Origin of the sequence: Halorubrum sp. SP3 (assembly GCF_005435195.1) — an archaeon.
GTDB classification, from domain to species: Archaea; Halobacteriota; Halobacteria; order Halobacteriales; family Haloferacaceae; genus Halorubrum; species Halorubrum sodomense.
This window is the reverse complement of the sequence record NZ_SGTU01000538.1, coordinates 1-313: the sequence shown is the minus strand read 5'-3', so window position 1 is coordinate 313 and position 313 is coordinate 1. Positions and strand designations below refer to the sequence as shown.

1 protein-coding gene is annotated in these 313 nt (G+C 71.2%); it reads right to left on the bottom strand.

The window, feature by feature from the left end; translation table 11 throughout:
• Positions 1–273, bottom strand: a 273-nt coding sequence (locus EXE42_RS17490) for a glycosyltransferase (RefSeq protein WP_137707111.1), incomplete at its 3' end; no start/stop codon positions are given.
• Between the last annotated feature and the right edge of the window lie 40 nt (positions 274–313).

Sequence of the window (313 nt, the reverse complement as noted above, 5' to 3'; positions counted from 1 at the left end):
GTAGGTGGCGTCCGCGTCCGCCATCAGGACGTACGGCGCCCGGACGTGGTCCCTGACCGCCTCCCTGACCGCCTGCCCCTTGCCGCGCCCCGACTGCTCCACGACGCGCGCGCCGGCCTCGCGGGCGATCGACCGCGTCTCGTCGGTCGAGCCGCCGTCGATCACGGGGAGGTTCTCGAAGCCGGCGTCCCGGAAGTCCGCGACGACGCGTGCGACCGTCTCGGCCTCGTTCATCGTCGGCAGCAGGACGCAGACGTCGTCGTGGTCGCTCATCAGACGAGCGATCACGGGGGAGTCGGTAAACTCTGTCCCT